This is a genomic window from Streptomyces spinosisporus (assembly GCF_022698145.1).
Classification (GTDB): domain Bacteria; phylum Actinomycetota; class Actinomycetes; order Streptomycetales; family Streptomycetaceae; genus Streptomyces; species Streptomyces spinosisporus.
This window is the reverse complement of the sequence record NZ_JALDAX010000005.1, coordinates 511,596-538,585: the sequence shown is the minus strand read 5'-3', so window position 1 is coordinate 538,585 and position 26,990 is coordinate 511,596. Positions and strand designations below refer to the sequence as shown.

At 68.4% G+C, this 26,990-nt stretch carries 28 protein-coding genes and 1 pseudogene; 21 read left to right on the top strand and 8 right to left on the bottom strand.

What is annotated here, in order from left to right; all coding sequences use genetic code 11:
• The first annotated feature begins 45 nt into the window (after positions 1 to 45).
• Positions 46 to 969 carry a winged helix-turn-helix domain-containing protein gene (locus tag MQN93_RS17075; protein ID WP_078516709.1) on the top strand — a complete coding sequence of 308 codons (924 nt, stop codon included), beginning with the start codon at positions 46 to 48 and terminating at the stop codon, positions 967 to 969.
• 45 nt (positions 970 to 1,014) lie between these two features.
• Here MQN93_RS17075 and MQN93_RS17070 read toward each other — a convergent pair whose 3' ends face one another.
• Positions 1,015 to 1,203 (bottom strand): hypothetical protein, encoded by a 189-nt coding sequence (locus tag MQN93_RS17070; protein WP_016436784.1) that lies wholly within the window; start codon positions 1,201 to 1,203, stop codon positions 1,015 to 1,017.
• Positions 1,204 to 1,406: 203 nt separating this feature from the next.
• Here MQN93_RS17070 and MQN93_RS17065 point away from each other — a divergent pair, with 203 nt between their 5' ends.
• Genes MQN93_RS17065 through MQN93_RS17055 form a run of 3 tightly spaced genes read left to right on the top strand, consistent with a single transcriptional unit; the run spans position 1,407 to position 3,888 of the window.
• Positions 1,407 to 2,285, top strand: a complete 879-nt coding sequence (locus MQN93_RS17065; protein ID WP_037783176.1) for a GntR family transcriptional regulator — start codon at positions 1,407 to 1,409, stop codon at positions 2,283 to 2,285.
• Positions 2,285 to 3,025, top strand: coding sequence for an HAD family hydrolase (locus tag MQN93_RS17060; RefSeq protein WP_016436782.1), 741 nt, complete (start codon positions 2,285 to 2,287; stop codon positions 3,023 to 3,025). Before MQN93_RS17065 ends, MQN93_RS17060 begins: the two co-directional genes overlap by 1 nt.
• A gap of 38 nt (positions 3,026 to 3,063) precedes the next feature.
• Positions 3,064 to 3,888, top strand: coding sequence for a winged helix-turn-helix domain-containing protein (locus MQN93_RS17055; RefSeq protein WP_372504374.1), 825 nt, complete (start codon positions 3,064 to 3,066; stop codon positions 3,886 to 3,888).
• On the opposite strand, the gene MQN93_RS17050 is transcribed toward MQN93_RS17055, so the two are convergent.
• Positions 3,885 to 4,067, bottom strand: a complete 183-nt coding sequence (locus MQN93_RS17050) for a hypothetical protein (protein WP_016436780.1) — start codon at positions 4,065 to 4,067, stop codon at positions 3,885 to 3,887. The two genes, MQN93_RS17055 and MQN93_RS17050, sit on opposite strands and share 4 nt — an antisense overlap.
• Positions 4,068 to 4,237: 170 nt before the next feature.
• Between MQN93_RS17050 and MQN93_RS17045 the strand changes: the two genes are divergently transcribed.
• Positions 4,238 to 5,158 carry a GntR family transcriptional regulator gene (locus tag MQN93_RS17045; RefSeq protein ID WP_016436779.1) on the top strand — a complete coding sequence of 307 codons (921 nt, stop codon included), beginning with the start codon at positions 4,238 to 4,240 and terminating at the stop codon, positions 5,156 to 5,158.
• Here MQN93_RS17045 and MQN93_RS17040 read toward each other — a convergent pair.
• Positions 5,100 to 5,852, bottom strand: coding sequence for an HAD family hydrolase (locus MQN93_RS17040; RefSeq protein WP_234024464.1), 753 nt, complete (start codon positions 5,850 to 5,852; stop codon positions 5,100 to 5,102). The genes MQN93_RS17045 and MQN93_RS17040 overlap by 59 nt on opposite strands.
• Positions 5,853 to 6,104: 252 nt before the next feature.
• Between MQN93_RS17040 and MQN93_RS17035 the strand changes: the two genes are divergently transcribed.
• The 5 genes and pseudogenes from MQN93_RS17035 (at position 6,105) to MQN93_RS17015 (ending at position 12,429) form a co-directional block, all read left to right on the top strand.
• On the top strand, positions 6,105 to 7,223 hold the full coding sequence (locus tag MQN93_RS17035) for an aminoglycoside phosphotransferase family protein (RefSeq protein ID WP_242710119.1): 1,119 nt from the start codon (positions 6,105 to 6,107) through the stop codon (positions 7,221 to 7,223).
• Between the two features lie 216 nt (positions 7,224 to 7,439).
• Positions 7,440 to 7,601: a hypothetical protein gene (locus MQN93_RS17030; protein ID WP_242710176.1), complete on the top strand. Its 162-nt coding sequence runs from the start codon at positions 7,440 to 7,442 to the stop codon at positions 7,599 to 7,601.
• A pseudogene (locus MQN93_RS17025) lies at positions 7,579 to 9,609 on the top strand (aminoglycoside phosphotransferase family protein). The gene MQN93_RS17030 and the pseudogene MQN93_RS17025 overlap by 23 nt, the downstream one beginning before the upstream one ends.
• A gap of 41 nt (positions 9,610 to 9,650) precedes the next feature.
• Complete coding sequence (locus MQN93_RS17020; RefSeq protein ID WP_242710118.1) at positions 9,651 to 10,271, top strand: TetR/AcrR family transcriptional regulator; 621 nt, start codon at positions 9,651 to 9,653, stop codon at positions 10,269 to 10,271.
• A 52-nt stretch (positions 10,272 to 10,323) separates the two neighbouring features.
• Positions 10,324 to 12,429 (top strand): HelD family protein, encoded by a 2,106-nt coding sequence (locus MQN93_RS17015; RefSeq protein ID WP_242710117.1) that lies wholly within the window; start codon positions 10,324 to 10,326, stop codon positions 12,427 to 12,429.
• 44 nt (positions 12,430 to 12,473) lie between these two features.
• On the opposite strand, the gene MQN93_RS17010 is transcribed toward MQN93_RS17015, so the two are convergent.
• On the bottom strand, positions 12,474 to 13,316 hold the full coding sequence (locus tag MQN93_RS17010; protein WP_242710116.1) for a nitroreductase/quinone reductase family protein: 843 nt from the start codon (positions 13,314 to 13,316) through the stop codon (positions 12,474 to 12,476).
• Positions 13,317 to 13,538: 222 nt separating this feature from the next.
• Here MQN93_RS17010 and MQN93_RS17005 point away from each other — a divergent pair, with 222 nt between their 5' ends.
• From MQN93_RS17005 to MQN93_RS16975, 7 genes are all read left to right on the top strand, one after another.
• Positions 13,539 to 14,033, top strand: a complete 495-nt coding sequence (locus MQN93_RS17005) for an HAD domain-containing protein (protein WP_242710115.1) — start codon at positions 13,539 to 13,541, stop codon at positions 14,031 to 14,033.
• Positions 14,034 to 14,170: 137 nt separating this feature from the next.
• Positions 14,171 to 14,749, top strand: a complete 579-nt coding sequence (locus MQN93_RS17000; protein ID WP_242710114.1) for a carboxymuconolactone decarboxylase family protein — start codon at positions 14,171 to 14,173, stop codon at positions 14,747 to 14,749.
• The gene (sigJ, locus tag MQN93_RS16995) at positions 14,746 to 15,597 is read left to right on the top strand and encodes an RNA polymerase sigma factor SigJ (RefSeq protein ID WP_242710113.1); all 852 of its coding nucleotides are present in this window, start codon (positions 14,746 to 14,748) and stop codon (positions 15,595 to 15,597) included. Before MQN93_RS17000 ends, sigJ begins: the two co-directional genes overlap by 4 nt.
• 249 nt (positions 15,598 to 15,846) lie before the next feature.
• Positions 15,847 to 16,362 carry a toxin-antitoxin system HicB family antitoxin gene (locus MQN93_RS16990; RefSeq protein WP_016436769.1) on the top strand — a complete coding sequence of 172 codons (516 nt, stop codon included), beginning with the start codon at positions 15,847 to 15,849 and terminating at the stop codon, positions 16,360 to 16,362.
• 104 nt (positions 16,363 to 16,466) lie between these two features.
• Positions 16,467 to 17,309: a DUF4097 family beta strand repeat-containing protein gene (locus MQN93_RS16985; protein ID WP_242710112.1), complete on the top strand. Its 843-nt coding sequence runs from the start codon at positions 16,467 to 16,469 to the stop codon at positions 17,307 to 17,309.
• Between the two features lie 100 nt (positions 17,310 to 17,409).
• Positions 17,410 to 18,417, top strand: a complete 1,008-nt coding sequence (locus tag MQN93_RS16980; protein ID WP_242710111.1) for an ATP-binding cassette domain-containing protein — start codon at positions 17,410 to 17,412, stop codon at positions 18,415 to 18,417.
• Positions 18,414 to 19,250, top strand: a complete 837-nt coding sequence (locus MQN93_RS16975; protein ID WP_242710110.1) for an ABC transporter permease — start codon at positions 18,414 to 18,416, stop codon at positions 19,248 to 19,250. The genes MQN93_RS16980 and MQN93_RS16975 overlap by 4 nt, the downstream gene beginning before the upstream one ends.
• A gap of 28 nt (positions 19,251 to 19,278) precedes the next feature.
• On the opposite strand, the gene MQN93_RS16970 is transcribed toward MQN93_RS16975, so the two are convergent.
• The 3 genes from MQN93_RS16970 to MQN93_RS16960 form a co-directional block, all read right to left on the bottom strand.
• On the bottom strand, positions 19,279 to 20,331 hold the full coding sequence (locus MQN93_RS16970) for an FAD-dependent monooxygenase (protein WP_242710109.1): 1,053 nt from the start codon (positions 20,329 to 20,331) through the stop codon (positions 19,279 to 19,281).
• 330 nt (positions 20,332 to 20,661) lie between these two features.
• Entirely contained in the window at positions 20,662 to 21,258 is a 597-nt protein-coding gene (locus tag MQN93_RS16965) for a Clp protease N-terminal domain-containing protein (protein WP_242710108.1), read from the bottom strand.
• Between the two features lie 182 nt (positions 21,259 to 21,440).
• Complete coding sequence (locus tag MQN93_RS16960) at positions 21,441 to 22,424, bottom strand: SDR family NAD(P)-dependent oxidoreductase (protein ID WP_242710107.1); 984 nt, start codon at positions 22,422 to 22,424, stop codon at positions 21,441 to 21,443.
• 73 nt (positions 22,425 to 22,497) lie between these two features.
• On the opposite strand from MQN93_RS16960, the gene MQN93_RS16955 reads away from it, so the two are divergent.
• The 4 genes from MQN93_RS16955 (at position 22,498) to MQN93_RS16940 (ending at position 25,401) form a co-directional block, all read left to right on the top strand.
• The gene (locus tag MQN93_RS16955; protein WP_242710106.1) at positions 22,498 to 23,442 is read left to right on the top strand and encodes an AraC family transcriptional regulator; all 945 of its coding nucleotides are present in this window, start codon (positions 22,498 to 22,500) and stop codon (positions 23,440 to 23,442) included.
• A 114-nt stretch (positions 23,443 to 23,556) separates the two neighbouring features.
• Positions 23,557 to 24,207, top strand: a complete 651-nt coding sequence (locus MQN93_RS16950) for a helix-turn-helix domain-containing protein (protein ID WP_242710105.1) — start codon at positions 23,557 to 23,559, stop codon at positions 24,205 to 24,207.
• A 67-nt stretch (positions 24,208 to 24,274) separates the two neighbouring features.
• Positions 24,275 to 24,937: a hypothetical protein gene (locus tag MQN93_RS16945; RefSeq protein ID WP_016436760.1), complete on the top strand. Its 663-nt coding sequence runs from the start codon at positions 24,275 to 24,277 to the stop codon at positions 24,935 to 24,937.
• A gap of 131 nt (positions 24,938 to 25,068) precedes the next feature.
• The gene (locus MQN93_RS16940) at positions 25,069 to 25,401 is read left to right on the top strand and encodes a DUF2516 family protein (RefSeq protein ID WP_016436759.1); all 333 of its coding nucleotides are present in this window, start codon (positions 25,069 to 25,071) and stop codon (positions 25,399 to 25,401) included.
• A 67-nt stretch (positions 25,402 to 25,468) separates the two neighbouring features.
• On the opposite strand, the gene MQN93_RS16935 is transcribed toward MQN93_RS16940, so the two are convergent.
• Positions 25,469 to 26,782 (bottom strand): PP2C family protein-serine/threonine phosphatase, encoded by a 1,314-nt coding sequence (locus MQN93_RS16935; protein WP_016436758.1) that lies wholly within the window; start codon positions 26,780 to 26,782, stop codon positions 25,469 to 25,471.
• Between the last annotated feature and the right edge of the window lie 208 nt (positions 26,783 to 26,990).

Here is a 26,990-nt window from a genome sequence, read left to right as displayed (position 1 = left end):
CCACCTTCCCGAGAACTGCCCAAAGATGGCGGGAAGTTGTAGTGTTTGGTCGTGGACCCGAAACACGCCTCCGTCAATGGACGGAAGAGGTCACAGCGGCCACGGACGTCACTGGCGTCACACCAGGACGTGGCCGACGAGCTGCGCGCGCGTATCAGGTCCGGCGAGCTGCGACCGGGGCAACGCATGCCCACGCAGGCCACCCTGGCCGACGAGTTCGGCGTCGAGCGCGGCGCCGTCCGCCAGGCGCTGCGCATTCTGCAGTCGGAACACCTGCTGACCAACGTATCCAAGGGCAGTCCCGCGACCGTCGCCCCTGACCTGGGCCTCGGCAAGGCGCTGGCCGGTCCCGGGGCTCCGCCGCTGCCGACGATGGTGGCCCTGGCGCCGCGCATAGAGGACGCCTTCGCGGCCACGCACGTCGAGATAGACGCCCTGTGTCTGACCTCGGTCTCGCTCACCCTCGCCATCGGGGAACCGCTGCGCCGGATCCACGAGGGGCGACTAAAACCGGCCAAGGTCGACGTGCGGGTCCTGCTGCCCAGCCGGGACATCGACCTCGCGTTCCCGACGCCGGTGGACCTGACCGCGGACGGCCGGCTGCAGCGCCGCTGGCTGGCCCAGCGCAACGCCCAGGGCCAGGTGCTCAGGCACAACCTGCTGGCTTTGCGGGCCACGCACGGCATCGAGGTGAACGTCGCCTTCCGCGCACTGCCCTTCACACCCCCCGTGAAGCTCTACCTGCTCAACGGCATGGAGGCGCTCTTCGCGTACTACACCCTCACGCGACGCGAGGAGGAGGTCGACCACGAGCCGCTGGAGATGTACGACGCGGAGGGCACCCAGTCGATGCTGTTCGCCTTCGCGCAGGGTGCCGGGCTGCGGGACACCACGTTCGTGGAGCAGTCGCACCTGTGGTTCAACGCACTGTGGGAGACGATCAGTTCGGAGCTGGTGCTCACGAGCTGACGGTCTCCCGGTCTCCCACAGTGACTGACCAGGCCGTTTCCCTGCTCATAGAGCGGGCCCCGCGACCAGCAGGGCGAGCACTACGGCCCCCATGGAGCTGACCGCCGGGTTCTTGGCCTTGATGCCTACGGCGAGCAGCAGCAGGCCGATGATGCCGGTGGTGCCGTACTTCCAGCTGACGATCTGCTCGAAGCCGAAGACGAAGACTGCGGAGAGGAGGGCGAGAGCAGGCACGGTGGTTCCCCCTTCGGGCGGCGCGGGCGGGACGGTGCGGTGGGGGGTTGTGCGAGGGGAGCGGAGGCGGACTGGGACAGGAAGCAAACCTTCCGCCAACTCTTGTGAGTTGGCAACCAACTCTGTTTTAGTTGTCCCCACTTGGCGCCTACTCATAAACAAGTCACCAACAACTCCCTGTAGATGGATCTGAGTTGTAGCGTTTGGTTGTGACCCAGGAGAACGTGGCAGTGAACGGCAGCAGAAGACTCTCGCCCCAGGAGATCGCCGACATCCTGCGGGAACGTATCCGCGCCGGAGACCTCAAGGCAGGAGACCGCCTGCCCACCCAGGCCGAACTGGCCGACGAGTTCGGAGTCGAACGAGGCACCGTCCGCCAGGCCCTGCGCGCCCTCCAGGAAGACGGGTTGCTGAGCAATGTGAGCAAGGGAAGCCCACCACGGATCGCGGAGCCGCCGGCGCAGGTCGGCGAGCCGCAACCGACGATGGTCGGGCTGGCTCCGCGACTCACGGAGGCGTTCACGGCACAGAACGTACGGGTCGACGCCGCATGCCTCACCGCCGAGACCCTGATGCTGGCCATGGGGGAACCGATTCGCTTGATCCACGAGGGCCGCATCCGCCCGAAGTCGATCGACGTCCGCATCCTGCTGCCCTCACGCGACATCTCCCTCGCCTTTCCCGTCCCGGTCGAGGGGCGCTCCGACGACGACGCGGTCCATGAGCGATGGCTCGCCCAGCGCAACTCACAGGGCCACGTGCTGCGCCACAACCTCCGCTCCCTGCGCTTCTCCCACAACGTCGACGTCAACGTGAGATTCCGCGCCCTGCCCTTCACCCCACCCGTGAAGCTGTACCTGCTCAACGGCGCGGAGGCGCTGGTCGCGTACTACATGATCACGCGCCGGGAGGAGCCCACGGACTCCGGCACGATGGACATGTACGACGTCCTCGGCACCGAGTCGCTCCTCTTCTCCTTCGAGAAGCGGGCAGGCCAGCGCGACGAGGCGTTTGTGGAGGAATCCCAGAAGTGGTTCGACGCCCTCTGGGAAACCATCACGACGGACCTGACACTCTCCTAGTGACACCTGATGCGAAGCAGACTGAACCGGTGGCAGTAGAGGCAGGCAACCTGCGAGAACTGGTCACCAGAGCCCGTTTTGTCCTGTTCGACTTCGATGGCCCGATCTGTCGATTGTTCGCAGGGCACACGGCGGAAGAGGTGGCGAAAGATCTCGTCGCCTGGCTGGAGCGACAGGGGCTGCGCGAGCTGCTGACCGAGGAGGAACGGAGCCATCCGGACCCAATGGCCGTGCTGTACGCCGTCAACCGGCGCCATCCACACAGCGATCTGGTGGCCGAGCTCGAGGAGAGACTCACTCAGCAGGAGCTCAAGGCGATCACCTCGGCGATGCCGACGGAATACGCCGATCCCCTGATACGCACCTGGTCCGCCGTCGGTAGTCGGCTTGCAGTGGCCACCAACAACTCCCCCCGCACAGTCTCCGACTACCTCTCCGGCCGTGGCCTGTCCGACTGCTTCTCCCCACATGTCTACGGCCGTACCAACGACCTTGATCTCCTGAAGCCGAACCCGCACTGCCTCAATCGAGCCCTGAACGCGATGGGGGCCGCTCCTGACGCCGCATTGATGATTGGCGACTCTCCGACCGACCTGAGGGCGGCGAAGGAGGCCGGGGTGCCGTTTCTGGGCTACGCGCGTAACGCCCACAAGGCACAGCAGTTGAAGGTCGAGGGCGCTCGCCATATCGTCGGGTCGTTGCTGCCGGTGTTGCGGGTGCTGTGGGATCACGTCTCGTGAACGCGGAACCGCGGAAAGAGGGCAGGGAGTTCCAGCGGGTGTCCGACGAGCTCCGCGCCCGGATGACCGACAACACATACGCGTTGGGACACTTTCTGCCCTCGCAGCGTGATCTGGCCGAGGAGTTCGGAGTCTCCCGGGACACGGTTCAGCGCGCACTGCGGGAGTTGGCCAACGAAGGCTGGATCGAGTCGCGGCAGGGCAGTGGGTCACGAGTGGTCAAGATCCAGCGCATCCAGTCGTCGACTCCCAAAGCCAGCAGGACGCGGCGTGGCATAACGCTGGGGCCGCTCATCAGCGAGGCCTTCGAGCAGCCCGAAGTCAGCCTGGACGTCTTCACGTTGACCTCGGAGTCCCTGGATGCGCATATCCGTCTGCAGGCCGAGCGCATTCACGGCCGCGTGATCAAACCGCAGCGCATCACTCTGCGCATGGTGCTGCCCGACACCGAGCTGCCCCTGCCCTATCCGCGGCTCAGCGACGACAAGGACGACCCGCGTCCACGGCAGCGCTTGAACGCCATCACGCAGCGGCACACGGACTCTCTGCGCGGCCTGCTGCAGGATCTGACGACGGAGAAGCTGGTCGACGAAGTCGACCTCGAGATCCGCTACGCGCCGCTGATCCCGACGTTCAAGCTGTATCTGCTCAACGGCGTCGAAGCGCTGCACGGCATGTACGAGGTGATTGAGCGTCAGATCGAGTTCGAGCCCGGCGAGGTGGTGGCAGCTCTTGACGTCCTGGGGCTGGGGGCCACGCTCACTCATCACGTGCAGGACACCGACCCCGACTCTCCCGGCTCGGTGTTCGTCGACAGCATGCAGAGCTGGTTCGACTCGGTGTGGGATCGGCTGGCCGGCTAGGCCTGTGTCATCAGCAGGACGAAGACCACGGCGCCGACAGAAAGGCATGCCGTGTTCCGCGCCCGGACTCCGACTCCGAGGAGGAACAGGCACAGGATGCCGAGTGCGCCGAACCGGGACTGAAACAACTGGTCCAGCCCCATGAGGAAGACGGTGCACAGCAGTTGCAAGGCGATCATGACACCCCCAGCGAACACTTCCTGAGAAGCGATCAAGTTCCAGTCCAATTGGACTGCTTGACGTAATCTGGTTCTTCCCGGCTTGTTGATCCCTTAACCAGCAGTCAAGTTGGGCTGCCGACTTGACTGAAAATGGTTCGCCAGAGGCCGAGGAGGGGTACTGTCGCCGTGTGAGCGAGGGCAGTATCGGCGATGGCGGCGGCAGGGAATTCGAGCGCGTCGCGGGTGCGCTGCGGGCGCGTATGGCCGACGGAACCTATCCCCTCGAGTCGTTCCTGCCTGCGCAGCGTGAGCTGGCCAAGGAGTTCAACGTCTCCCGCGATACGGTGCAGCGCGTGCTCAGGGAGCTGATGAACGACGGCTGGATCAAGACCCGTCAGGGGCAGGGTTCCAAGGTCGTCTGGGTGCAGCAGGTCCACTCCCCGACGAGCAGCAAGAGTGCCGACGGAATGGTCAGCTTGCGGCCGATCATCGAGCACGCATTTGAACGGTCCACGGTGACCATGGACGTCTTCACGCTGACCTCCGAGTCGCTGGAGGCGCACCTTCGTCTGCAGGCGGAGCGGATACGGGGCGGGCAGATCGCCCCCAAGCGCATCGCCCTGCGCATGCTGCTGCCTTCTGAATCACTCTGGCTTCCCTATTGGCGCACCGAAGATGGCCGCCAGGATGACGTTTTGAGAGAGCGGTATTTAGGGCTCTTGAGGAGGTACACCACCTCCGTACGCTCCGTGCTGCGCAGTCTAGAAGCGGAAGAACTGGTGTCCTCTGCTGGCCTGGAAATCCGTAGGGTGCAGTTGATACCGCCGTTCAAGCTCTATCTCCTCAACGGAACTGAGGCAGTGCTCGGCCCCTACAAGGCCAAGAAGCGAACCATAGTGCTGGAAGAGGGCGGGGAGATCGAGGACGCTCTCGACGTGGTCGGTCCAGCTGCCGGACTCACACACCACGTGAAGGACGATAATTCAAATTCTCAGGGAACGGTGTTCGTGAACAGCTGGCAGGACTGGTTCGACTCCGCCTGGGATCTCCTCACCGAGCCGGCGCAGCCGACGCTCTCCGGCGAGCGAGAAGTTCTCGAGCAGCCGTAATGAGAGCAAGGTGCGAGGAGACCACGGCATTCGCACCGTTGTGTTTCATCTCCTTGGCCCGGACCTCGTTCTGGGTGTACCCGAGGAATAGCGTTCCAGCTTTCTGCGCCGCTGTGAGGTCGGTGAGCTGATCTCCGATCAGGAGGCAGGAAGAAGGTGGCAGTGAAAGGTGATCGAGAGCACGCTCCACGCAATGGGGATGCGGTTTCATCAGGTTCGCGTTGTACGGATCCCGGCCGGAAATCATCTCGAACTTGCTCTTCATGCCGTGCTCTTCGAGGTACTCCTGAATCGGGCTCTCCGCATTGTTGCTCACGATCACCAGACGGATGCCTAGTTCGAGGAGCAGGTCCACGAGGGGGACGACGTGTGGCGCCTTCTTCGCGGTCACACCCGCCAGGGACTCGAATTCTGCGACGATTTTCTCTGCCAGTCTGAGTGGAAGGTCGGTGGGTGCTGGGCTGCACCCGTCGTACATCTCCCGAAGAACGCGCAGGATGCCGTGCGAGTCGTCGCAGGTTTCGACGCTGGGGTCGAGCCCCTTCCACTCCCGACGGGCCTCCTGCTTGACCCTGTCAGCAACGTGGGCAGTGGATGCGGCCCCGAAGAGATCGCAGATCGGGCCGTCGAAGTCGAAGAGGACGGCCCGCGTGGAACCAAGTAGGTCCACCACCGCATCCTGGTCTTCGGTCACGTCTGCCAACAGGCCTCCTCGGTCGAGGCGACAGTCTGTCCCAAAAGTGTTCTGCGTTACCAACGCCACAGGTCAGGACTGGGCCTGAACGTATGTTCACCCCTTGCGGGACTCGGTCGCCCTTGCGCAGGATCGCCCGTCACGGCGATGGGACTGCCCAATGCAGGGGTTCTTCGTCGCTACTTGACGTCACAGGAGTAATGTGCGTCACCCCTTACCCCGTTGGTTCCTCGGAACGGTTGCACTCTGAGAATGACTCCCCAACTGGTCTCCGGCACTCGGCAGCGAGCCGAGCAGGTGAGCCGTGACGCGAGCGTGCTGAAGGGCCCCCTCAAGGGGTACCACCACGAGACCTATGTGCTGGCTCTCCCGGACGGATCACGGACCGTCAAGTTCCGGGAGCCGCGCGCCGAGATCCTTTGGTACGACCGGCGGTGCTTCAGGTCGGAGGAGCAACTCCTTCGTGCTCTAAAGGGTCATGTCACGCGCATTCCCGACATCCTCGACGTGGCGGGCATGAGCATGCAGGGGTTCATCGAGGGGCGGACGCTCAGGTCTCGTCGCTGGGCCGGCCGACGCGTCACCGACGCGGTGTTCGACCAGATCCTGGACCTCTTCCGGGAGATGGTGCGGATCACCCCGGACATGCTCAGCGTGGAGCGCCGCTGCGAGGAGAAGGATCGCCCCGATGACGGCGACACAGACGGCTTCCTGGAACGGCTGATCGTCTTCATCGAAGACAACGTCTACACGAAGAACAGTGCTCGGTTCGCCGGTCTGTTCGGGGAGCTGGGAATCGAGTACAGGGAGTCCTTCGCTCGGCTCAGAAAGAGCGTGAGCGGGTTGCGGAGGCGTCCTTTCTGTCTTCTCCATGCGGATTTGCATCGCAAGAACATGGTCGTCGATTCTCAAGGCCTTCTCTGGGCTATCGACTGGGAGTTGGCGATGTTGGGTGATCCTCTCTACGATCTGGCAACCCATCTCTACCTGATGCGCTACCCGGAGGATCAGAAGAACCGGATGACTCAGGAATGGTGCAGAGTCGTCGAAGGCATCCGGTCCGGAAGCTCATACGGTTGGGAAAATGATCTGCCGCTGATCCTCGACTTCAAGCGGGCGCAGTCGGTATTCACGGATGTCATTCGTATCGCGTTGTCTCTTCATGAGGAAACGAGCTTCAACCGGGTGCGCCGCCTCCCGTGGGAGGCCTGGAGACTCCAGAAGATTCTGGAGAATGCGGCCGAGCCGCTCGGCCTCGACAGGACGCGGAGTCATTCAGAGATCACGAGTGCGCTCACTCGCTGGCTACGGACACAAGACCAGCCAATGGCGGAAAGAGTGTCTAGCGCGCCTGAACCTGACCGCTTCTGACAACTTTTGACACCAAGTCACCAATACCGCTGAGACCACCACTGAGACCACAGGCATCACATGTGCGACTTGGTCGTATGTTCGTATGCTTGGATCCTGGCTCTGCCGACAGCTCGAGCACACCCGGAGTGGCCTGTGGGTGCACCTTTTGCTCGCTCTTCCTTGGCCAGGGAGGGTGTTCATATTTATTGTTCTAACGAGGCCTACGATTGGTGCATGTACGGCGCGAACCCTGCGCCCGTCAGCGCGGTGCCGTCTGAGGTCGTCTATCAGGTCTTCGCGGCGCGCAGGGAAAATGGGGCAGGCGAGCAATGGCTTTCACAACCAGAACTACGTGCTGCCGCTGACCGTTCCCATGGCACGGTTGTTAAATCGTGATCTAGGCACTTCTGTCACTGTGCGTATTCGGCGCACTGAGGCTCTCCCTGTGGTGATCAGGACCTGGGAGGACGAGGCGGAGATCCTTCGGGCCGTCAAGGGTGTCCTCCCCCACGTGCCGGAATGTCTGTTCCAAGGGCGAGGATTCGCCATCCACAGCTACGTGGAGGGCGTACCCCTTTCGAGTGTCTGCGGGAACGGCAAGCCCGTCGACACCCTGCTCATGAAGGCACTGGCCGACCTCCTCGCGGCAATGACGCAGGTGCCCGTGAAGAAGCTGCCGCCACTGCCGCCCGGCTGGCCCAGCGACCACACGGACAGTCAGGGTTTCCTGCGGACGTTCGCGATGCGGGCGGACTCGCACATCAGAAAGCCCAACTGGCCGGCCTTCAAGAGTCTGTTCGCGGCGCTCGGCATCCCGGAGGACGCGTTGAGCCGGCTGGCCGAGCGGGTACCGGCCATGGCGGCGCGTCCCTACAGCCTGCTCCACGCCGACCTGCACCGCGACAACCTGATCATGTCGTACGGCGGTGATTCGCCCCTCATCTGCGTGGACTGGGAGCTGGCCACCTACGGCGACCCTCTGCACGATCTGGCCACTCACCTGGTCCGGATGCAGTATCCCGACCACCAGTGGGACGAGGTGGTGTCCGCGTGGGCCGATGCCATGGAGAGGGTCCGGCCGGCAGCCGTGAACGGTGCGACCAAGGACCTGCGCCATTACGTCGCCTTCGAACGAGCCCAGTCCGTCTAACCCGACGTGATGCGCGCGGCCCAGACCCTCGAGGGGCCGATCGACCAGAAGGGCCTGGACGCGGCGACGCAGGCGGTGCTGCGTGCCCTGGAGGCCGCGGCGGAGCCGCTTCGGCTGGCGAAGGTGCCGAGCGAGGGCGCGATCGAGCAGATCCTCTTCCGGTGGCGGGCCTCCCGTACGGGCAGCGGGCTCAACCTGTACACCCTGGGCTCCGACTGGCAGCGTGACGAGCGGGTTCTCGAGCGCCCGGACTTCCCCCAGCAGGCCGTCAGCGATGCCCTTCGGGCCGAGGCCGCGGCACCGGCCAGCCGCGTGTTCAAGGGGACCGCCCACGTCAACACGGTGGTGAGGGTGCCGGACCATGACTCCTGCGTGGTGGTGAGGCGTGTGGTGCCCGGTGTGCGGCGGCGTGAGCGCGGCTTCCTCTCCGAGCATGCGGTGCTGGGCGCCATCGAGAAGTCGAACGTCGAGGTGGCGGCTCCGAGGATCCTGGCGCTGGGCTGGAGCCACGAAGGCTCACGCTTCGCGATCCACACCTACGCCGGGCCCGATCGTGACCACCAGTCGCCCGACCATCCGGTGAACGGCCTGCTGCCACGTGAGGCCGACAAGCTGGTCGACCAGCTCTGTGCCCTGACGAAAGTCGACTACCTCCAGGTCGACCCGCTCGCCGGCCAGGGGCGCTTCTACGGCTGGCTGAGCGATCAATTGGTGGAACTCGTACGGGGGTTGCCGAAGGAGTCGCAGCAACTGGCGCGTGTTCTGGGACTGCCCGACGCAGACTGGCTGGCGCAGATCCTGAGACGGCACACGGTCAGCCACCGGGCGCCGGCCCTGCTGCACGGCGACCTCAACCCGTGGAACCTCGTCCGCCGCGACGACGCCCTGGCCCTGACGATCATCGACTGGGAGATGGCCCTTGTCGGTGACCCTCTCTACGACCTGGTCCGGCACATGCATCTGACGCCCACGCGGCCGGAGATCCGGGACCGCATGTTCCGTCGTTGGGAGAGGCTGCTTCCAGCCCAGTACACGAAGGACTGGCTACGGGACTGGCGTGTCTACCGGTGGATCGAGATCGTGCGGTCCGCCTACGTCGACCTCGACCGTCTGGTGACGGGAGCAGGCCTCGACGCCCCGAACGTGCGGCGCGCCGTCGACTCGTACGCGATGACCCTGGCCGCAGCCACCGCCTCCCTCGGACTGCGCGTCCGCCCCGCAGCGAACCCCTACCTTGCCCGGGCCTTGGCCTAGCTCGCACTTTCGGCGGTCTGAGACTGCGTAGGCTCGGCGTCATGAGTGAGTCGGACGCCCCCGTGATCGGTCTGCGTGAGCGTAAGAAGCGGCAGACGTATGAGCGGGTGTCCGAGGTTGCTATTCGGCTCTTCCTGGAGAAGGGGTTCGACGCCGTCTCTGTTGCTGAGGTTGCTGCGGCTGCGGAGATCTCCAAGCCCACCCTTTTTCGGTACTTTCCGGCCAAGGAAGACCTTGTGTTGTATCGGATTGCCGATCATGAGGGGGAGGCGGCGCGGGTGGTTGCCGGGGAGGCGCATCCCATTGCTGCTCTGCGGCGGCACTTTCTTGAGGGGGTGGAGAAGGGGGATCCCGTTACCGGGCTGAGTGATCATCCCGAGGTGCTTGCTTTTCATCGGTTGCTCTATGGGTCTCCTTCCCTTGTCGCCCGGGCCCAGGCCCATGTCGAGCGGTCCGAGGTCGCCCTTGCGGAGGCGCTCGGTGGGGGGCTGGATGGGCGGCTCGCTGCTGGGCAGATCCTTGCTGTGCAGCGGATTCTGGCCATGGAGAACTGGCGGCGGATCTCCGCGGGGGAGTCGGTGGCGGAGGTGAAGCCGGAGGCTGTGGCCGCCGCCGAGCGGGCGTTCGCGCGGCTTGCTGCCGGGTTGCCCGAGCTCGCATAGCGATACCGGGTAATAAATTTAACTCGGTTGCTTTTTCCTTTATCCTCTTCGGATGACAGTCGACCCTGACCCTGGCCCCGACACCACGCCCGCCGCCCTCCTCCAAGACTCCCTCCTCCGCGAACGCGCCCACCACGACCGCTGCCGGACAGCCCTCGCCGCCATGGTCGACGGAGCGCGGGAGCATGTCGTCACGGGTGAGAACGTCTCCGCCTCCGGGGCCGATGCCGAGGTGCTCGGGTACGAGTTGCGCAGTCGGGCCAAGGCGATGGGGGAGTTGCCCCAAGGGCCTTTGTTCTTCGGGCGGTTGGACTTCAGTGATGACTGCACCGAGGGTGCGGGCCATCACTCCGGGCAGAGCTACCACATCGGCCGGCTGCGGATCAGTGAGGCGCCCACCGTCCCGCCGCTCGTCGTCGACTGGCGCGCCCCCGTCTCCCGCGCCTTCTACCAGGCGAGTGCCCGCGATCCGCAGGGCGTCGCCGTACGGCGACGGTTCGGCTGGGCGCCCGGGAGCCTCGGCGACTCCACCGACCTCACCGGCCTTGAGGACGAGTACCTCGACAGCGGGCACTACGACGACGAGTACCGCCCCCAGGGGCAATCGCCCGTCAGCACCCTCGTCACCCGCGAGATAGAGCGCCCCCGCGTCGGCCCCATGCGGGACATCGCGGCCACCATCCAGCCCGATCAGGACGATCTCGTACGCGGGGACATCGGGGTCTCGCTCTGTGTTCAGGGTGCGCCCGGCACCGGCAAGACCGCTGTCGGGCTGCACCGGGCCGCCTATCTCCTCTACACCCACCCGCAGCGCATCCGGCGCGGCGGACTGCTCATCCTCGGTCCCAACCGCACCTTCCTGTCGTACATCTCGGAGGTGCTGCCCGCGCTCGGTGAGACCGGTGTACGTCAGTCCACGCTGCAGGAGGAGATCGCCCGGCACCCGGTCACGGGCAGCGACGGTGAGCGGGCCGCCGTCGTCAAGCATGACGCCCGGACGGCCGAGGTGCTGCGCCGTGCGCTCTACGCCCGGGTCTCCGTCGAGGGGGTCAACTCCCTTGCGGTCAAGGACGGTTCGTATCACTGGCGGGTGCGGGCCGATGAGCTGGTGCGGATCGTGGAGGACGTGCTGGCCGAGCAACCGCCGTACGCCATCGGCCGCGAGCGGGTGCGGACGCGGGTCGTGCGGGCGATGCAGCTGCAGGCCGAGCGGCGGGCCGGGCCGCAGAACGCCGCCTGGGTGCAGAGGATTTCGCGGGCGCGGGCCGTTACGGCGTACGTGGACGCCGTGTGGCCTCGGGTGCGACCCGAGGAGGTCGTGGCTGAACTGCTGGGCGACAGCGCCGTGTTGGAGGCTGCGGCCGATGGTGTGCTGGACGCCGAGGAGCAGAAGGCGCTGTTGTGGGCGAGGCCGCCGCGGTCCTGGAAGTCGGCGCGTTGGTCGGCCGCGGACCTCGTGCTGCTCGACGAGGTCGCCGGGCTGATCGAGCATCCCGAGGGGTACGGTCACGTCGTCGTCGACGAGGCGCAGGACCTGTCCCCGATGGAGTGCAGGGCCATCGCACGCCGGGCGCCCTTCGGATCGCTCACCGTCCTCGGCGACCTGGCGCAGGGGACCACGCCCTGGGCGGCACGGTCGTGGGAAACGGCCCTCGGGCACCTGGGGAAACCGGACGCGACCGTCGTGCCGCTCACGACCGGATTCCGTGTGCCGGAGGCCGTCGTCACGCTCGCGAACCGGCTGCTACGGCGTCTCGACGTGGATGTACCGGCCGGCCGTTCCCTGCGCGGGGACGGGGAGTTGAGGGTGCGGGAAGTGCCGGTGGGCGCTGTGCCGGGCGCCGTCGTGGACGCCGTACGAGATGCGCTCGGTCGGGAGGGGTCGGTCGGTGTCGTCGCCGCCGACGCCCAGGTGGGGCGGGTGGCCGAGGCGCTCGGCGCGGCCGGGATCGCGACCGCGGGCCCGGACGACCTGCGCGCCCGCGTTACCGTGGTCCCGGCCACGCTGGTCAAGGGACTTGAGTACGACAATGTCGTCGCCGTCGAGCCCGCGGCGATCGCGGAGGCCGAGCCGCGGGGGCTGCACCGGCTGTACGTGGTGCTGACCCGGGCGGTGTCGCGGCTGGAGGTGGTGCACGGGCGGCCGTTGCCGTTCTGAGGGAGTTTGGCTCCAGGTGGCGTCGGCCGCCCGTGGTGGGTACGTCAGCCGGCGGGGTCCAGGAGCGGTATCAACTCCTGCTCCTCGTAGGCCAGATGTGCCTCAAGGTCGAGCGTCAGACGCTCGACCTCCGCACGCGCCGCCGCCGGATCCGCGCCCTCGGCCGCCACCGCGCGCCGCAGCTCCGCCACGAGTTCGGCGATCCGCTCGTGTTCCTCGCGCAGGCGGACGAGCGCGGGGGCCGCCGACGGGTGGTGGGCCTCGACGAAGGGGAACAGGGCCATGTCCTCGCCGGTGTGGTGGTTGTGCAGCCCCTGGCAGAAGGTGAGGCAGTTGACGCGCAGCTGGGCGCCGAGGGTGCCGTTGCCGTTCGCCATCTCCTTGCGGATCAGGGCGAGTTCGCGGCGGAAGGCGTCGTGCACCACCTTGATCGCCTCGCCCGGGGAGGCGGCGTTGACGTTCGGGGGGCCGCCCTGGGCGATCTCGTACAGGGCGACCACCGGGATGACGCGTGTGGTCTTCTTCTGGTACGCCGCCCAGCCCGGGTCGGCCTCCACGGCCCGTTTCCAGGCCTGTTCGCGCTCCTCGCCCTCCAGGACGACGGCCCGCGCCTCGTAGGTGAACGCGCCGCACTCCACAGTGGCGTGGGGGTCGGCGAGGAGGTTGCGGTACCAGTCGGGGTGCTTGGGGGAGCCCCCTGCCGAGGCGATGACCAGGACGCGCTCGCCGCCGTCGGGGAGATAGCCGACGGGGGTGGTGTGGCGGGTGCCGGTGCGGGCGCCCGTGGTGGTCAGCAGGAGCAGCCGGGCGTCCGCGAAATAGCCGGTCAGGTGGCCCTTGGCGGACCGGAACTCGTCGATGACGGATTGATTGAAATCGTTGGGCATTCTCTTCTTTCTCTGTCGCTGAGGTCCTGAGAAGTTCTCGAAGGCAACGCAGAGAAAAGGGGTGGGCTCCTGGCCCTCCCCGGCCTCACTCAGAGGCCGGGCACCCAACTCGCTCACGGCACAAGGCCGACCCGGCAGTCATGAAAGGGACGGTAGCGTTCGGGTCACGCTCGACGCCAGCGAGTTCCTCGCCCACGCCCACCCTCGCCGAACCCGGAGCCGATGCTTCTCTTCCTGGATGTCGACGGCACGCTGCTTCCGTTCGGGGCCGCGGGGCCGTACCCGACGTACGACGCCCGCTTCGACCTGCCGGCGGCGGCCGTCGGCCATCCGCTGCTCAACCGCGTCGATCCGGCGCTCGGCGCGCGGCTCGCGGCGCTGGGCTGCGAGTTGGTGTGGGCGACGACCTGGATGGACGACGCGAACGTATGCCTGGCGCCCTGGCTCGGCCTGCCCCCGCTGCCGCTGGTGGACTGGCCCGACGAGAACGAGTTGCCGGCGCCGTTGCACTGGAAGACCCGGCCCCTGGTGGACTGGGCGGACGGCCGCCCCTTCGTATGGGTCGACGACGAGATCACCGGCGCCGACCGCGACTGGGTCGCCGCGCACCATCCGGCGCCCGCGCTGCTGCATCGCGTCGACCACCGCCGCGGGCTCACCGAGCGGGATCTCGCAGCGGTGGAGGAGTGGCTCGGAACCCGTCGGGACGGGCGGTGAGGAGTTTGCGGCCGTCGGATGTCACGTTCGGGGCGGCGGGCGGTGTCTTCATGCCGACAAGGCATGCGCAACGCATGCGCAAGGCGCGCGCCAGGCACGCGCCACGCGCGCACCCGCTGACGTACCGGGAGACCATCATGACGCTACGTGTTCCGAAGGCCGAGATCCCTGCCGAGCTTCGTGCGGCTCTGACCGAGCAGCTGGGGGCCGTGCCCGAGCCCGTGGAGGTGTTGTGGAACAACCCGGGGATCGCGGAGGCGAGCCAGTACCACTCGGCCCAGGTGGCGCGGTGGGACGAGGTCGACGCGAGCCTCAAGAGCTTCGCGCACATGGCCGTGGCGGCACAGATCGGCTGCAGCTGGTGCCTCGACATCAACTACTTCCTCGCCATCAACCAGAAGCTGGACCCGGCCAAGGCCGGCCAGGTGCCGCGCTGGCGGGAGTCGGACCTGTTCACGCCGCTGGAGCGGGACGTCCTCGAGTACGCCGAGGCCATGACGAACACCCCGACGACCGTCACGGACGAACTGGCCGCCCGGCTGCTGGAACAGCTCGGCGCGCCCGGGCTGGTCGAGCTCAACGCGTACATCGGCTACGCCAACATGGCCGCCCGCTGCAACACGGCCCACGGGATCACCTCGCAGGGCTACTCCGACTCCTGCGACATTCCGCCCGCTGCCCGTCCCGCGGTCACCGGCGCGGCCCCCGCGGCATGACCGAGGACCCGTTCGTCGCCCACCGCAGCCTGCTGTTCACCGTCGCCTACGAGATGCTCGGCTCCGCCGCCGACGCCGAGGACGTACTGCAGGACTCGTGGCTGCGGTGGGCCGACGTCGACCGGGCTCAGGTGCGCGACCCGCGCGCCTACCTCGTCCGTACCGTCACCCGCCAGGCGCTCAACCGGCTGCGGACGAGGTCGCGCAGCCGCGAGGACTACGTCGGTGAATGGCTGCCCGAACCCCTGCTGACCAGCCCCGACGTGGCCGAGGACATCGAGTTCGCGGAGAACGTCTCGATCGCGATGCTGACCGTCCTGGAGACACTCGGACCGACGGAGCGAGCGGTGTTCGTGCTCCACGAGGTCTTCGAGATGCCGTACGGCGAGATCGCCGAGGCCGTCGGGAAGACCGCGACCGCGGTACGGCAGATCGCGCGGCGGGCACGCGAGCATGTGGCGGCCCGGCGGCCGCGGATGCAGGTGAGCCGGTCGGAACAGCAGGTGGTGGTGGAGCGGTTCCTGTCCGCACTGCGCACCGGGCGGCTGCAGGAACTGCTCGACGTCATGGCACCGGACGTGGTCCTGATCGCCGACGGCGGCGGCTTCGCGGCCGCCGCGCCCACCCCGGTCCACGGGGCCGAACCGGTGGCGCGGCTGCTCGCCCGCCCGGGCCGGACGGTGTCGGTGGTGTGGCTCAACGGCGCACCCGCGGGCCGGGTCGAGATCGACGGCCGGCTGTCCGCGGTCAGCCTCGTCGTGGAGGACGGCAAAGTCACCAGGATCCACGCGGTGGCGAACCCGCAGAAGCTGACGCGGCTGACGGAGCCGACGGAGCTCGCGAGGTAGCGAGGTGAGGCAGCGAGGTGAGGTAGCGGGGGTGTCGTGGGCCGTGCGTTTGGCGTCGGGTGGTGCCATTTAGGTGCCACGCGGGTGTCATTTGGCGCCTGTGCGGGCCGGTGGGTGGGCGTGGCGGCGTAGGAGCGCCCTTTGTGGGGAGTGTGTATGTGCAGGTCAAAGCCATGATGGCGCGTCTGGCGTCATGTGCGGCACCATTGGCGATTGCATGTGGCGCCATAGTGGTGCCATGGTGACGTCATGGACCTCACCCCGTATGTCGACAACCTCCGCCGTGAACTCGCGGTGGCCGCCGAAGCCGGCGGGGAAGACGCTCGCGAGCTGGCCGAGCGGCTCACCGCTCCGCTGGAGTCGGCGACCCGGCTGACCATGCTCAACGTGCTCTCCGCGGCGATGGACGAGATCACCCGCGAACTCGCCCCCGGCTCGGTCGACGTGCGGCTGCGCGGCCTCGACCCCGACTTCGTGGTGACGCTGCCGCCCGGCGGCGGCGCCGTGGAAGCGGCCGTTCCGACCGGCGAACCGTTCAGGGCGCAGCTGCCCGCCGACGGCGACGAGGGCGGCACCGCCCGCGTCAATCTGCGTCTGCCGGCCCAGCTCAAGGCGCGCGCCGAGGAGGCGGCGAGCCGCGAGGGCCTGTCGGTCAACGCCTGGCTCGTACGGGCGGTTTCGGCGGCGGTCGACGGCGGCGGTCGGTCGCGTACGACGGAGAGGGCCCGCAACGTCGGACAGAGCTTCACGGGCTGGGTGCGCTGACCGCACCCGCTCCTCGCCGCAAGGCACTCCACCCACACCACTTCCCACCCACACCACGTCCCACCAGCGGGGACGCCCCAAGGACCCATGAGGACGGTACAGCCATGCCTTCTTACGACACTCCCGAACCGATTTCGGTCACCGCCCATGTGGGCGCCGGTTCCCTCCGGTTGACCGCGAGCGACCGCCTCGACACCGTCGTCGACGTACGGCCAGCCGGCCCGAAGCGGGACAAGGACGTACGGGCCGCCGAGCAGACCGAAGTCTCGTACGTGAGCGGTGTTCTGACCGTCAGGACGAAGGAACGCCGCCTGATCGGACCGACCGGCGCCGTCGACGTGACGATCGAACTGCCCGCGGGCTCGCGCGTCGACGTGACCGGCTCCTGGACCCATGTGCTCGGCGAGGGACGGCTCGGCGAGACCCGGGTGAAGACCTCGGGCGGCGACGTTCGCCTCGATGCGACCGGGCCGCTCCAACTGACCGCCTCCCACGGCTCGATCACCGTCGACCGGGTCGAGGGCAAGGCCGAGATCACCACCAGCTCCGGCAGCCTGCGCGTCGGCACCGTCGACGGTCCGGCCGTACTGAAGAACTCGCACGGCAGCACGACCGTCGGCGCCGCGATCGGCGACCTGCGGGTCAGCGGGGCCAACGGCGACATCGACATCACACGCGCCGAGGGCACGGTCGTCGCCACCACGGCGCACGGCACCCTACGGGTCGCCGAAGTCGCGCGCGGCAACGTGCAGTTGGAGACCTCCTACGGCGCCATCGAGGTCGGCATCCGCGAGGGCACCGCCGCCTGGCTCGACGCCGGCTCCGAACACGGGCAGGTACGCAACACACTCGCCGCCTCCGACGCCCCGGAGGAGACGGAGGACACCGTCAAGATCCACGCCCGCACCCGCTGGGGCAACATCGACGTACGGCACGCGCGGGGTTGAGCCGGCACCCCCTCCACTTCCCCCAACTCCACTGCCCCCAATACCCGACTTCCCAGCCACATCAGCCTTCGAACGGGAGGGCACCATGCCTGTCTCTGTCATGCCCACGACCAGTCGAGGTGGCGGCTTGCAGCCGCCCGCCGCCGTCTCCGCAGCCGGACTGCGCAAGTCCTACGGCGACAAGACCGTGCTCGACGGGATCGATCTGCGTATCCCCGCCGGGTCCGTGTTCGCGCTGCTCGGCCCGAACGGCGCCGGCAAGACCACCACCGTGCAGATCCTTTCCACGCTCATCTCCGCCGACAGCGGGCAGGCCCAGGTCGCGGGCCACGATCTGTCCGCCGATCCGCAGGCGGTGCGTGCCGCGATCGGTGTCACGGGGCAGTTCTCCGCCGTGGACGGCCTGATCACCGGTGAGGAGAACATGCTCCTGATGGCCGACCTGCACCACCTGCCCAAGCGCGAAGGACGCCAGGTCACCGCCGAACTCCTGGAGCGCTTCGACCTCACCGAGGCCGCGAGGAAGCCCGCCTCCACCTACTCCGGCGGCATGAAGCGCCGCCTGGACATCGCGATGACCCTGGTCGGCAGCCCGCGGATCATCTTCCTGGACGAGCCGACCACCGGTCTGGACCCGCGGGCCCGGCACACCATGTGGCAGATCATCCGCGACCTCGTCACCGGCGGCGTCACCGTCTTCCTGACCACCCAGTACCTGGAGGAGGCGGACGAACTCGCCGACCGTATCGCGGTGTTGCACGACGGGAGGATCGCCGCCGAAGGCAGCGCCGAGGAGCTCAAGCGGCTCATCCCCGGCGGACACATCCGGCTCCGCTTCACCGACCCGGCCGCCCACCAGCGCGCCGCCACCGAACTGACCGAGGCCACCCGCGACGACGAGGCCCTCGCCCTGCACATTCCCAGCGACGGCAGCCAGCGCGAACTGCGTTCGATCCTCGACTGGTTGGAGGCGGCGGGCATCGAGGCCGACGAACTGACCGTGCACACCCCCGACCTCGACGACGTCTTCTTCGCCCTCACCAGCAGCGCCGGCACCAGCGCCAACCAGCCCAACCAGCCCAACCAGCCCAAGGAGAACGCCCGATGAGCACGCAACTCGCCCCCGCCCGCCCGGCCACCGGCCTCTCCCTCGCCGTACGCGACTCGACGACGATGCTGCGCCGCAACCTGCTGCACGCCCGGCGCTACCCGTCCATGACGCTGAACCTGCTGCTCACGCCGGTCATGCTGTTGCTGCTCTTCGTCTACATCTTCGGCGACACCATGAGCGCGGGCATGGGCGGCGGTGCCGACCGGTCGGCGTACGTCGCCTATCTCGTCCCGGGTCTGCTGCTGATGACCATCGGCAGCACCACGATCGGCAGCGCGGTCTCCGTCGCCACGGACATGACCGAGGGGATCATCGCCCGCTTCCGTACGATGGCGATCCACCGCGGGTCGGTGCTCATCGGGCATGTCGTCGGCAGTGTGCTGCAGTGCGTGATGAGCGTGATCCTGGTCGGAGCCGTGGCCGTGGCCATCGGTTTCCGGTCCGCGGACGCCACGGCTCTGGAGTGGCTGGCGGCGTTCGGGCTGCTCGTGCTCGTCGCCACCGCGCTGACCTGGATCGCGGTCGGCATGGGCCTGTCCAGCCCCAACGCCGAGGCCGCCAGCAACTCCGCGATGCCGCTGATCTTCCTGCCCCTCATCTCCAGCGCCTTCGTACCGGTCGACGCGATGCCGGGGTGGTTCCAGCCCATCGCCGAGTACCAGCCCTTCACCCCGGCCATCGAAACCCTCCGCGGCCTCCTCCTCGGCACCGAGATCGGCCACAACGGCTGGCTCGCCGTCACCTGGTCCCTGGCCCTGGCCGCACTCGGCTACTTCTGGTCCAAGTCACTGTTCGACAAGGGGTTCGACAAGGGCGCCAACCGCCGGTGACCGAGGGACCTCAACGAACCGAGGGACCTCAACGAGATGCCGCCGAGTCCGGCGCCCCCGCGTAGTCGGGCAGCTCGACGCCGTTGATCGCGCGCCCGACCAGCTCGGTGAACCAATCGCCGGCGAAATCGGGGCGCGGCTCGGCGTCCGGCCCGGGAACATCGCGGCTCCGGGCGTTCAACCGGCCGATCTCCTGATTGGCCTCGACGAACGAGCGCATCCGCGCCTCGTAGCGGGCGAACCCGGTGCCGGGGTCCCAGCCGGCGGCGGCCAGTTCACCGGCCAGCACGTAGGCGCCGACCAGAGCAAGACCGGTGCCCTGCCCGGACATCGGCGAGGAGCTGAACGCCGCGTCCCCGAGCAGCCCCACCCGTCCGCTCGACCAGCGGTCCATCACCACCTGGGCGACCTGGTCGAGATAGAAGTCCGGGGTGTCGTCCAGGTGCGCGAGGATGTCCCGGGTCAACCAGCCCAGGCCGGCCATCCGTTCACGCAGCAGAACCTTCTGGGCCGCTACGTCACGATGGTCGACGTCGAAGTCGGCCGAGGCGAGGTAGAACATGGCCATCGCCCGGGTGGCGTCCTGGATGGGGCGCAGCAGGACCGAGCGGCCGGAGTCCTGGTCCTGGTACTCGAGCAGCCAGCGGTCCAGCCCGAACACGTTGGGCACGCTGTAGAAGGCCAGCACGTGCCCGAGGTGGCGCAGGAACCGCTCGGGCGGCCCGAAGACCATCGCCCGCAGCTCCGAGTGCAGTCCGTCGGCCCCGACCACCAGGTCGAAGCGCCGCCGGTCGCCGCTCTCGAAGGTCACGTCGACCCCGTCCGCGTCCTGGGTGAGTTCGGCGATCCGGTCGCCGAAGACGTACTCGACGCCGTCGCGGGTGTGGTCGTAGAGCACCCGGGCCAGATCCCCGCGCAGGATCTCGATATCCGCGATGAACCCGTCGCCGGCGTCGTCGTCGGCACGGAACGTCTCCAGCACCCGGCCGTCCGCGTCCACGGTGTGTGCGCCGGCGGTGTCGGTGCACGCCGCGCGCACCGCCGCGTCCAGCCCCATGCGCGCGATGACCTCCTTGGCCACCCCGCGCGCATCCACCGCCTGCCCACCGGGACGAAGCTCGGGGCCCGCTCCACCACGGTCACCTCGGCCCCCCACCGACGCAGCCAGTGGGCCAGCGCGGGCCCCGCGACACTCGCGCCCGCCACCAACACCCGGGGCCCGCTCGCCCCCGCCCTCCGCTCGCCACTCCGGACGCTGCGCTCCTGCTCGAAGCCCTCGACGCTCATCACTGCCTCCACGAGCCCTTCCGCACCGGACCGACCGCTCCAAGCGCGGGCCCGTCGCTGTCGGTGCAGTCGGTGTGTCCAGCCGTAACGACCACGGATTCACCCGAAACTCATCGCCGCGGCTTCAGGCGTCGGCAGGTGAGGGGTCGACGGCGTCCGCATCGAAGCCGGCCTCGGCCAGGACATCGGCGGCGACCCCGCGGCCGACCCCGGCGAGGCCGATCAGCAGGTCGTCGCAGTCGATGCGTGCGGAGCCGCTCTGCTCGGAGCGTGCTTCGGCGAGGGCGATGGCCTTGCGGGAGTACGGCGTCCAGGCGATGCGCTCGGCCGCTTGGGAGGCGCCCATGCTCAGCCGGGTTCCGACGGACCGGTGGACCGCCTCCGGTGAGAGCCCGGTGGCCTGCAGGAGCCGGGTTGCGCCGTTGTCCTCCGCGGTCAGTCCCCAGAGCAGGTGCTCGGTGCCGATGTAGTTGTTGCGGTGGTGCACCGCAGCCTGCTTGACGTGGACCATCGCCTGGCGGAGGTCGTCGGTCATCGAGTCGGGGCCGTAGCGCTTGTGCGGGGCGTGAAAGCGCTGCTGGACCGCCTGCCGGGACACCCCCAGGGCGGCGCCGATGTCGGTCCACGAGTTGCCGTGCATCCGGCAGTGCTCGACGTAGTCCTCGACCAGGTCGTCCGCCAACGCCTGCATCTGTCCTGCCAGTTGAGCGGCAACGGTCACAGGTCTAGGCGACCTCGTCGAAGCAGCGGATCACGACGCGGGCGAGCCGACCCACGCCGAGCCGACTGGACCAGACCTCGCTCCCCTAGCCGTCGTGATCGCCACCGCGGCGCAGTTCCAGCACGCCGAGGACCCTGTCGTCACGGCCCCACAGCCGGTGTCACCACCCGCCCACCCACGCATCACGCACGAGCGAGCAGCTGCTCGCTCACCTCCCACAGCCTGCGCGCGTCGTCGGGGTCGAGCATCGCCGAGTTGGCGTCCGACGGGATGGAGTCGGCGGTCAACGGGCGCTGTTCGTCGTCGAGTACGGCGATGTCGCTGTCCTTGAGGTAGACCCCGCCGTGGCCGTCCAGCAACGGGCTGGCGGCGCCGAAGACGAGGGTGGCGGCGCCCTGCTCGATCGTCTTCTTGCCTCCCTCGGGGTCGATGACGGTGGAGCCGGTGTCGTCGATCAGGCCCTGCGCGCGGTACGACTCCACCTGCTCCGGCGTGAACGGGCCCGGCCCGATGATGACCCCGGGGTGCGCGGCGAAGGCGCGGATGCCCTGATCGGCGTACCGGCGGTCCAGCTCGACGGTGAACAGGACGTTGGCCCGCTTGGACTGGCCGTATGCCGTGGCGGGGTCGTACCCGCTCGTGAAGTCCAGGTCGTTCCAGCGGATCTCACCGAAGCGTGCCGCGCCCGAGGTCACCGTGACCACGCGGGCACCGTCGGCGGCCCGCAGGGCCGGCAGGAGCGCCCGGGTGAGCTGGAAGTGGCCGAGGTGCGAGGTCGAGAACTGCAGCTCATGACCGCGGGCGTCGCGCACGATCTCGGGCGAGAACAACACGGCGGCGTTGTTGACGAGGGTGTGCAGCGGCCGGCCGGAGGCGAGCCACCGCCGCGCGAAGGAATCGACGGAGCCGGGGTCGGTGAGGTCGAGCCGCTCGACCTGGACGTCCTTGATCCCGTCCAGCGCCGCGGCGGCCCGCTCGGGGTCGCGCGCCGCGACGGTCACACGGGCGCCGGCGTCAGTGAGCGTGCGGGTGACCTCGCGGCCGAGCCGGCCATGCCCTCCGGTGACGACGACTTCGCGCCCGGTCAGATCGAGACCGGACAGGATGTCGGCGGCGGTGGAGGAGGCGGTGAACGGGGTTCCCAAGGGGGTCTGCTGCGCTGTCATGCCTCCAGTCTCGGCCGCAGCCACCGGACGCTGAATGATTGCGCGTCCTAATTTTTTGCGCGAGAGTACGAAGATGTCCGATCAGGCTGCCACCGATGTGCTGTCCGACGTCCTCGACCTGGTGGAGGTGCAGGGGATGATGACGGGCGGGTTCGCGGTGCGCGGACCGTGGGTGTCCTCCGGCGCGGTCTCCAAGCCGCTCAAGCTGATCGCGCTGGTCGCCGGATCCGCCCGGGTCAGCGTCGACGGACCGGGCGGCCCGGACGGCCCCGTAGAGCTGGCTCCCGGCGATGTCGCCCTCCTCAACCATCGCACCCGCCTGGACATACACGGTGGACACGGCGACGGAGCGCCGGCAGAGCTGATTCCCGGGACCGACTTCGACGCCATGGCGCTGGCGGCGGCCGACCGGACCACCGACGACGTACTCGTAGGCGGCTGGATCCAGGTGAGCCCGGCGGGCCTCACGCTGCTGAGCGCGGCGTTGCCCGGCCTGGTCCACGTGAAGGCGGCGACCTCCGCAGCCTCCCGCCTCGGCGGCATCGTCGAGCGACTCTTCGACGAGGCGTCGAGCGGACGCCTGGGGTCACAATTCGCCATCCGCCAGAACGGCCAACTCCTCCTGCTCGAAATGCTCCGTTCGTACCTGGAACAGGAGGAAGCACCGGTCGGCTGGCTGCGCCTGCTCGCCGACGAACCGCTCCGCCCGGCCCTGCGGCTGATCCACGATCAGCCCGGCCGCCCCTGGGGCCTGCTGGAACTGGCCCGCGCCGCCGGAATGTCCCGCACCAGCTTCGCCGAACGCTTCCGCGCGACCGCCGGAACCCCACCCCTCGCCTACCTGTCGCGCTGGCGCATGCTGCTCGCCCAGCGCGCCCTGCGTGACCCGGACATCCGCGTGGGCTCGCTCGCCGCCGAACTCGGATACGGGTCGGAGAGTGCTTTCAGTACGGCGTTCAAACGAGAGGTGGGCGAGTCGCCGCTGCACTACCGCAGGCGGCTGCACGCGACGGCGTAGGCCTGCGCGCCGGTGGGGAGGGGCGCTCGATCACCCATACCCGCAAGAGTGGCGTGCCGCACTTTTGCAAGCGGGTGCTTGCAATAGTTAGCGAAGGTGGTGCATGGTGGGGGCATGGCATCGCTCAACGTCGGCAATCTCGGTGAATACCTGCGCGAGCAGCGGCGCACCGCGCAGCTGTCGCTCAGGCAGCTCGCCGATGCCGCCGGGGTGTCCAATCCGTATCTGAGCCAGATCGAGCGCGGGCTGCGCAAGCCGAGCGCGGAGGTGCTGCAGCAGGTCGCCAAGGCGCTGCGGATCTCCGCCGAGACGCTGTATGTGCGCGCCGGCATCCTCGACGCCGAGCGGGACCGGGACGAGGTCGAGACGCGCGCCGTCATCCTCGCCGACCCCACGCTGAACGAGCGGCAGAAGCAGGTGCTGCTCCAGATCTACGAGTCCTTCCGCAAGGAGAACGGATTCGGGAGCGGCACGCAGGACGAGGCGACCGATCAGGCCCCGGAGGCCGGCGCGGTGGTGCCGGCCGCCGAGCCCGGCCCACATCCCTCCGCGGCTCAGAGCGCCAAGGACACCGCAAGCACCGGTGACACCGAGGACGACGACATCGCCATACGCCGCACCCGCAAGGGCGCCGGCGAGGAAACCGGCGAGCGCCGCACCCGCAGGACCCGCACGGCCGGCGGACGCAAGTCCGCCACGCGCCGCACCCGTACGTCCGACGGCGACGATGCCGCACCGCACGACCCGCAGCAGCCCACCGGCTGAGCAGGCCGGCCGGACCGCCCGCGGAACCCAAAACCCTCAGCTGAAAGCAACCGGGAGGACCATCACCATGGCCATCACCGACGACCTCCGCAAGACCCTCAGCGACCCGACGCCGCTCTACTTCGCCGCCGGCACCGCCGACCTGGCCTTCCAGCAGGCCAAGAAGGTGCCCGGCCTCGTGGAGCAGCTGCGCGCCGAGGCCCCGGCCCGTTTCGAGGCCGTTCGCAACACCGACACGAAGGCCGTCCAGGAGAAGGCCCAGGCCCGCGTCAAGGAGACGCAGGCACGTGTCAAGGAGACGCAGGAGACCCTGCAGGCCAAGGTCACCGAGTTCCTCGCCACCCTCGACGGCGACATCAAGAAGCTCGGCTCCACCATCGACGCCGACCTGAAGAAGTTCGGCGAGTCGGCCCAGGACTTCGCGCTGCGCGGTGTCGGCGTCGCCGCCGAGTACGCCGTCAAGGCCCGTGAGACCTACGAGAAGGTCGCCGAGCACGGCGAGCAGGCCGTACGGACCTGGCGCGGCGAGGCCGCCGAGGAGATCGAGGACATCGCGGTCGCGGTCGAGCCCAAGGCCGAGCCGGTCCAGGTCAAGGAGGCGGCCAAGCCCGCCGCGCCCAAGCCCGCCGAGGCCAAGGCCGAGCCGGCTCCGGCGAAGAAGCCCGCCGCCAAGAAGGCGCCGGCCCGCAAGACCACCACCGCGAAGAAGACCACGCCGCCCGCGAAGTAACACGAACGGGTGATCGGTAACGGGTCGGGCACTCTAGGGGAGCCCGGCCCGTTCTCCGTGTAACGCCGTCGTGGGAACGGGTACGGTGACCGCGTAGGAACAAGCCGAGTCTGGTGGTGGACGTAGTGCTGATGCAGGGGTTCGCAGGCTTCATGTGGCTGCTGAGCATGGCCCTGATCCTTTTCAGCGGCTTCGCGCTGATCGACGCCGCCACGCGCCGCGAGGACGCCTATCGCGCGGCCGACAAGAAGACCAAGCCGTTCTGGCTGATCATCCTCGGGCTCGCCTTCGTGGTGAACCTGATATTCAACATTCTGTCGTTCTTGCCGGTCATAGGCCTCATCGCCACCATCGTGTACATGGTCGACGTCCGCCCCGCCCTGCGCAGCCTCCCGGGCGGCGGCCGCAGCCGCCGCGGCTCCAGCAGCGACGGCCCGTACGGCCCGTACAACGGCGGCCGCTGAGGCAGAGGCGCAAGAAGACCCGGCAGCACAGCCGCGAAGGGCCCCGAAGCAAGCACCTACGGGGCCCTCACCCGGTCTCGGAACCGCGATCCAACATCAACACCGCCACATCATCCGCCAGCTCACCCCCATTGAGCTCACGCACCTCGTTCACGGCCTCCCGCAGCAGCCCTTCCCCGCTCAGACCGGCGGCCAGCTGGCGTCGCACCATCTCCACCATGCCGTCCTGACCGAGCCGCTCCTTGCCCGGGCCGATGCGGCCTTCGATGAGACCGTCGGTGTACAGCATCAGGCTCCACGCGCGGCCCAGTTCCACCTGCATCCGCGGCCAGCGGGCGCCCGGCAGCATGCCGAGCGCGGGGCCGTTGTTGTCGTACGGCAGCAGCTGGGCGGGTCGGCCCGGTCCCGCGATCAGGGGGGAGGGGTGCCCGGCAAGGCAGAGGCCCGCGCGGCGCCCGTCGGGGGAGATGTCCACCGTGCACAGGGTCGCGAAGATCTCGTCGTCGGAGCGCTCGTGTTCCAGCACCTGCTGCAGCGTGCCCAGCAGCTGGTCGCCGCACAGGCCCGCCAGCGTCAGTGCGCGCCAGGCGATGCGCAGCTCCACGCCGAGCGCCGCCTCGTCGGGGCCGTGCCCGGAGACATCGCCGATCATGGCGTGGACGGTGCCGTCGGGGGTGCGTACGACGTCGTAGAAGTCCCCGCCGAGCAGTGCGCGCGAGCGGCCGGGGCGGTATTTGGCGGCGAACCGCAGGGACGAGCCCTCCAGCAGCGGTGTCGGCAGCAGTCCGCGCTCCAGACGGCGGTTCTCCTGGGCGCGAACCCGGCCCTCGGCGAGCCGCCGCTCGGCCGAGTCGGAACGTTTCCTCTCCACGGCGTAGCGGATGGCACGGCTCAGCAGCCGGGCGTCCAGTTCGTCCCGGAGGAGGTAGTCCTGGGCGCCGACCCGTACCGCCTCGGCGCCGCGCTCCGCATCGCCGGACGCGGTGAGCGCGAGCACGGCGTGCCGGGGCGCGAGCTCCAGCACATGCCGGAGCACGGCGAGCTCGTCCTCGTCACCGCCGCGGCCCGGCGCCGGCAGCGCGAGGTCCAGCAGGATGCAGTGGACGTCGTCGGTCAGCAGCCGCTCGGCCTCGGTGAGGTTGCGGGCGGTGCGGACGCGGATCGGCCGCCCGGCCGCGTCCCGCAGCTCGGGTACGACCGCTGAGCCGCCGGGATCGTCCTCGATCAGCAGCAGCGTCAGAGTGGGGTTGGCGGCGTTGTTGTCGACCTTTGCTTCCTTGCGCGGGGTGTCGTTCCTGGAGGTGCCGCTGGTGTGCGCGGCCGGCGCCTGACCACTTTCCGCGGCCGGGATCGCTCTCTGCCGCGGTATGGGTGCGGGCATCGTGTTGAGTTCCTTCCCTCCCCCCGAGGGCATGGCGGACGAGAGATCTCGATCCACCGACGGGGACCATAGCCGGTGGCGGTGCAGTAAAGGAATGGTGTGAGACACGCCGCTTGGAGAGGCGCCGGAGTCATATGCCGCGATCCGTACCGCAGTTGGACACCAGGAGCCGATGGTGAGGATGACGAAGGTCACGTCCGCCGTGTGT